The 222-nt window shown below is 56.8% G+C and carries 1 protein-coding gene; it reads right to left on the bottom strand.

Annotated elements, in window-relative coordinates; genetic code table 11:
* On the bottom strand, window positions 1-222 hold a 222-nt coding region (locus tag A3736_RS08360), incomplete at both ends, for an EAL domain-containing protein (protein WP_156502049.1).

Raw genomic sequence — 222 nt, 5'->3', positions numbered from 1 at the left:
TTCGGTAATCTCGAATTCGATCCGGTGGGGATCGATCCCGGTCTCGGCAATCGCCTCGGCGATGGTGGGAAGAAGATCGACCGAGCGGATCTGGCTGGGCGAGAGATTGATCGAAATACGAAAATCGCCTTTCCAGGCGGCCATTTCGCTGAGGGCGCGGCGTATGACGAATTCGCCCATCTGGACGATCAGGCCGGTTTCTTCGGCAATTCCGAGAAATTC

The organism is Erythrobacter sp. HI0063, assembly GCF_001635685.1.
Lineage (GTDB): Bacteria > Pseudomonadota > Alphaproteobacteria > Sphingomonadales > Sphingomonadaceae > Qipengyuania.
The sequence above is the reverse complement of the archived record's forward strand: the minus strand, read 5'-3'. Positions and strand labels throughout refer to the sequence as shown.